Origin of the sequence: Pseudomonas sp. KBW05 (assembly GCF_003852405.1) — a bacterium.
In the GTDB taxonomy this organism is placed as follows: domain Bacteria; phylum Pseudomonadota; class Gammaproteobacteria; order Pseudomonadales; family Pseudomonadaceae; genus Aquipseudomonas.
Window position 1 is genome coordinate 1 of the sequence record NZ_QAJM01000031.1, and the last position, 4,712, is coordinate 4,712.

The 4,712-nt window shown below is 61.7% G+C and carries 4 protein-coding genes; all 4 read left to right on the forward strand.

Annotation, left to right across the window (positions count from 1 at the left end):
- The first annotated feature begins 274 nt into the window (after positions 1-274).
- A complete protein-coding gene (gene pqqA / locus DBR46_RS24920) occupies positions 275-346 on the forward strand; it encodes a pyrroloquinoline quinone precursor peptide PqqA (protein ID WP_020289857.1) in 72 nt (23 codons plus the stop codon).
- A 128-nt stretch (positions 347-474) separates the two neighbouring features.
- Complete coding sequence (gene ercA / locus DBR46_RS24925; protein ID WP_124528356.1) at positions 475-1,638, forward strand: alcohol dehydrogenase-like regulatory protein ErcA; 1,164 nt, start codon at positions 475-477, stop codon at positions 1,636-1,638.
- The gene (locus DBR46_RS24930) at positions 1,622-2,992 is read left to right on the forward strand and encodes a hybrid sensor histidine kinase/response regulator (protein ID WP_124528357.1); all 1,371 of its coding nucleotides are present in this window, start codon (positions 1,622-1,624) and stop codon (positions 2,990-2,992) included. Before ercA ends, DBR46_RS24930 begins: the two co-directional genes overlap by 17 nt.
- Positions 2,993-3,134: 142 nt before the next feature.
- The gene (locus DBR46_RS24935) at positions 3,135-4,613 is read left to right on the forward strand and encodes a DASS family sodium-coupled anion symporter (RefSeq protein ID WP_124528358.1); all 1,479 of its coding nucleotides are present in this window, start codon (positions 3,135-3,137) and stop codon (positions 4,611-4,613) included.
- Positions 4,614-4,712 lie beyond the last annotated feature (99 nt).

Genomic DNA, 4,712 nt, shown 5'->3' on the forward strand with positions numbered 1-4,712 from the left:
GAGAGTTGGGGCAAGAGCCCTTTTGGTTACTTTTGGGGCTCTTTACCAAAAGTGACCCGTCGTAAGGGCGGAACCAATATCAGCCGTTACCCAAATAATGGATATGTACACAGAAAGACCGCCATAGCAGGCAACCCAGCTCCCACATTTTGATCTCTGTACACTCGATACCAAGGCATGCAGGCAACTCCTTCGAAAGTAGCATTCGCCTCCCACCCCCCTCATGCATTAATGACCCAACCGGAATCTTCCGGCACAACAAGAGGAACGCCCCATGTGGAAAAAACCCGCGTTTACCGACCTGCGTATCGGCTTTGAAGTGACCATGTACTTCGCCAGCCGTTGATCGACCCGCCGGCCAGCCCCGTGCTGGCCGGTGCTGGGTGGAAGATGACTCTTTGGTCTGATTGCAATCGCCCAAGGATCAGTTAGTGTGGAGCGCATTCTTCCAAAATAATAAGAACAGGCTTTCCAATGAGCCCAAACCTGAGCCTTCTGCGTAAATTCGTCTCTCCTGAAATCATTTTTGGCGCCGGCTGCCGGCACAACGTCGGCAACTACGCGAAGACCTTCGGCGCGCGCAAGGTGCTGGTGGTCAGCGACCCCGGGGTGATCGCCGCCGGTTGGGTCGCCGATGTGGAAGCCAGCCTGCAAGCCATCGGTATCGACTACTGCCTGTACTCCGCTGTGTCGCCCAACCCTCGGGTTGAGGAAGTGATGACCGGCGCCGAGGTGTACCGTGAAAACCACTGTGATGTGATCGTTGCCATCGGCGGCGGCAGCCCGATGGACTGCGGCAAGGCCATCGGCATTGTGGTTGCCCATGGGCGCAGCATCCTTGAGTTCGAGGGCGTGGACACCATTCGTGTGCCCAGCCCGCCGCTGATCCTGATCCCCACCACGGCCGGTACGTCGGCGGATGTCTCGCAGTTCGTGATCATTTCCAACCAGCAAGAACGCATGAAGTTCTCCATCGTCAGCAAGGCGGTGGTGCCGGATGTGTCGCTGATCGACCCGGAAACCACGGCGAGCATGGACCCGTTCCTGTCCGCCTGTACTGGCATCGACGCGCTGGTGCATGCCATCGAGGCGTTTGTCTCCACCGGTCACGGCCCGCTGACCGATCCCCATGCCCTGGAAGCCATGCGCCTGATCAACGGCAACCTGGTGCAGATGATCGCCAACCCCACGGACATTGCCCTGCGCGAGAAGATCATGCTCGGCAGCATGCAAGCGGGCCTGGCGTTTTCCAATGCGATCCTGGGCGCGGTGCATGCGATGTCCCACAGCCTCGGCGGTTTCCTCGACTTGCCCCACGGCCTGTGCAACGCGGTGTTGGTGGAGCATGTGGTGGCGTTCAACTACAGCTCGGCGCCGGAGCGTTTCCAGGTGATTGCCGAGACCTTTGGCATCGACTGTCGTGGCCTCAATCACCGGCAGATCTGCGGGCGCCTGGTAGAGCATCTGATCGCGTTGAAGCATGCGATTGGCTTCCATGAAACCCTTGGTCTGCATGGGGTGCGTGTGGCGGATATTCCGTTTCTGTCCGAGCATGCGATGGATGACCCGTGCATCCTCACCAACCCGCGTGCGTCGAGCCAGCGTGATGTTGAGGTCGTCTATGGCGAAGCACTCTGACGACCCGCAACGTGCGCTGTCGGCGCTGCTGGGGCTGGGCGACCAGTCGGCGCGCAAGAGCCACTACCCGGAGCTGACCGCACGGCTGGACGAGCTGGAGGCCGAGCGCAAGCGTTATATCCGCCTCAACGATGAGCTGGAGCAACGCGTCGCCGCGCGCACCGATGAACTGCTGGAGGCCAACCACAACCTGCAACAGCAGATCGCCCAGCGCGAGCAGATCGAACAGGACCTGCGCGACGCCCGTGACGCCGCCCAGGCCGCCAACCGCAGCAAGGACAAATACCTCGCCGCCGCCAGCCACGACCTGCTGCAACCGCTGAACGCCGCACGCCTGTTGATCGCCACCTTGCGTGAGCGCCAATTGCCCAGCGTCGAACAGGTGCTGGTGGAGCGCACGCACCAGGCGCTGGAAGGCGCCGAGGACTTGCTCACCGATTTGCTGGATATCTCGCGGTTGGACCAGGCAGCGGTCAAGCCGGATGTGGCTCTGTACCGCCTGGATGAAGTGTTTGCGCCGCTGGTCTCGGAGTTCCAATCGGTGGCCCAGGCGGCCGGGTTGAATCTGCGGGTGCATACCGGGCATTACGCGGTGCGCACGGACCTGCGCTTGTTGACGCGCATCCTGCGCAACTTTCTCAGCAATGCCTGCCGCTACACCGATGAGGGCTGCATCCTGTTGGGGGCGCGGCGTCGCGGTGATTGCCTGCGCCTGGAGGTGTGGGACACCGGGCGCGGGATTGCGGCAGACCGGCTGGAGGCGATCTTCCTCGAATTCAACCAGCTCGACGTCGGCCGCGCGGCGGATCGCAAGGGCGTGGGGCTGGGCCTGGCGATTGTCGAGCGGATTGCCGAGATCCTCGGTTATCCGATTGCCGTGCGCTCCTGGCCGGGGCGTGGCTCGATGTTCAGCATCGAAGTGCCGCTGAGCGCCGAGATGCCGGTGGCGATCAGCCAACTGCCGGCGCAACCGAGCACCGGCAATCCGCTGCCGGGCCGGCGCTTGCTGGTGATCGACAACGAAGTGAGCATCCTTGAAAGCATGAGCGCGCTGCTCGGGCAGTGGGGCTGCGAAGTGCTCACCGCCACCGACCAGGCGGGCGCGCTGACGGCGTTGCAGGGCAGGGCGCCGGAGCTGATCCTTGCGGACTATCACCTCGATCACGGGGTGGTGGGGTGTGAGGTGGTCAAGCATCTGCGTGAGCACTTTGCCTGCAATATACCTGCGGTGATCATCACGGCCGACCGTACTGACCAATGTCGCCGTGCGCTGCGTCGGCTGGAGGCGCCGTTGCTGAACAAGCCGGTCAAGCCCGGGAAGTTACGCGCGGTGTTGAGCCAATTGCTCAGTTGAAGACGCAGTTCTTGCTGTGTAAACCCAAGCCCGCTCCCACACAAGACCGCTTTCACATCTGAACCGATTGATACCTGTCAACACGCAGTGCGGCAATTTGCGCCATGCTTGCCGCCTGATTTAAAGGCTGACGGAGCCCGCCATGAACGCCCCCGCAACAACCGCAGCATCCTTCAAACTCCCCCTGGGCCTGGTCGTCGCTGTTCTGGTGATGGCCGGGGTGCTGCTGTTGCCGCTGCCCACCGATTTGCCGGTGGCGGGGCATCGCATGCTGGCGATCCTCGCGTTTGCCGTGGTGGTGTGGATCACCGAGGCGGTGTCCTATGAAGCCAGTGCGATCATGATCACCTCGTTGATGGCGTTCCTGCTGGGCACCGCGCCGTCGCTGCAAGATCCCACGCATCTGATCGGCACCAGCCCGGCCATCAGCATGGCGTTGACCGGGTTTTCCAACCCGGCGCTGGCGCTGGTGGCGGGCGCGCTGTTTATCGCGGCGGCCATGACCCATACCGGTCTGGACCGGCGCATTGCGCTGGTGACGTTGAGCCGGGTCGGCACCAGCACCCGGCGCATCCTGTTGGGGGCGATTGCCGTGACCATCCTGCTCAGCCTTGTCGTGCCCAGCGCCACGGCGCGCAGTGCCTGTGTGGTGCCGATCATGATGGGTGTGATCGCGGCGTTTGGCGTCGACAAGCGTTCGAACATCGCCGCCGGCATCATGATCGTGGTGGCCCAGGGCACCAGCATCTGGAACGTCGGCATCCAGACCGCCGCCGCGCAGAACCTGCTCACCGTCGGCTTTATGGACAAAATGCTCGGCCAGCGCGTGTCGTGGATCGACTGGTTGATCGCGGGCGCGCCATGGGCGTTGATCATGTCGGCGGTGTTGCTGTTTCTGGTGCTCAAGCTGCTGCCGCCCGAGACCGATAGCATCCCCGGTGGCAAGGAGGCGGTGGCCCAGTCGCTGGTGGAGATCGGCCCGATGACCGGGCCACAGAAACGCCTGCTTGGCGTGTCGGTATTGTTGTTGCTGGCCTGGGCCACGGAAGGGCGCCTGCATAACTTCGACACCACCTCGACCACCTACGCCGGGTTGGTGTTCCTGCTGTTGCCGGGGCTTGGCGTGATGACCTGGAAGGATGTGCAGTCGCGCATTCCGTGGGGCACGGTGATTGTGTTTGGCGTGGGTATCAGCCTTGGCACGGCGCTTCTCACTACCCAGGCTGGGCAGTGGTTGGGCGCTACGGTGGTGGCGCATACCGGGTTGGATCAGGTGGGGCCTTTGGGTGTGTTTGCAATTTTGGGGGCGTTCTTGATTCTGATTCACTTGGGTTTTGCCAGTGCTACGGCGTTGACCTCGGCGTTGTTGCCGATTTTGATTGCGGTGTTGCAGACCTTGCCGGGGGATTTCAGTCGGTTGGGCATGACCATGTTGTTGGGGTTTGTGATGAGCTATGGGTTTATCCTGCCGATCAATGCGCCGCAGAATATGGTGTGTTTGGGGACTGGGACGTTTACGGCGCGGCAGTTTGCCAAGGTGGGGATTTTGGTGACGCTGATTGGGTATGGGTTGATGTTGGTGTTTGCCGCGACTTATTGGAGTTGGTTGGGGTGGATTTGAAGGTGTCTCCTGATCATGCAGCCAAGTACATATCCGTTATTTAGGTAACGGCAGCTTATGGTTTCGCTCTTACAGCGACTCACTTTGGAAAAGCCCCAA

Excerpts from the sequence above, each read along its gene's own strand:
- ercA (WP_124528356.1), top strand. The coding sequence starts at position 475 with ATGAGCCCAAACCTGAGCCTTCTGCGTAAATTCGTCTCTCCTGAAATC.
- DBR46_RS24930 (WP_124528357.1), top strand. The coding sequence starts at position 1,622 with ATGGCGAAGCACTCTGACGACCCGCAACGTGCGCTGTCGGCGCTGCTG.
- DBR46_RS24935 (WP_124528358.1), top strand. The coding sequence starts at position 3,135 with ATGAACGCCCCCGCAACAACCGCAGCATCCTTCAAACTCCCCCTGGGC.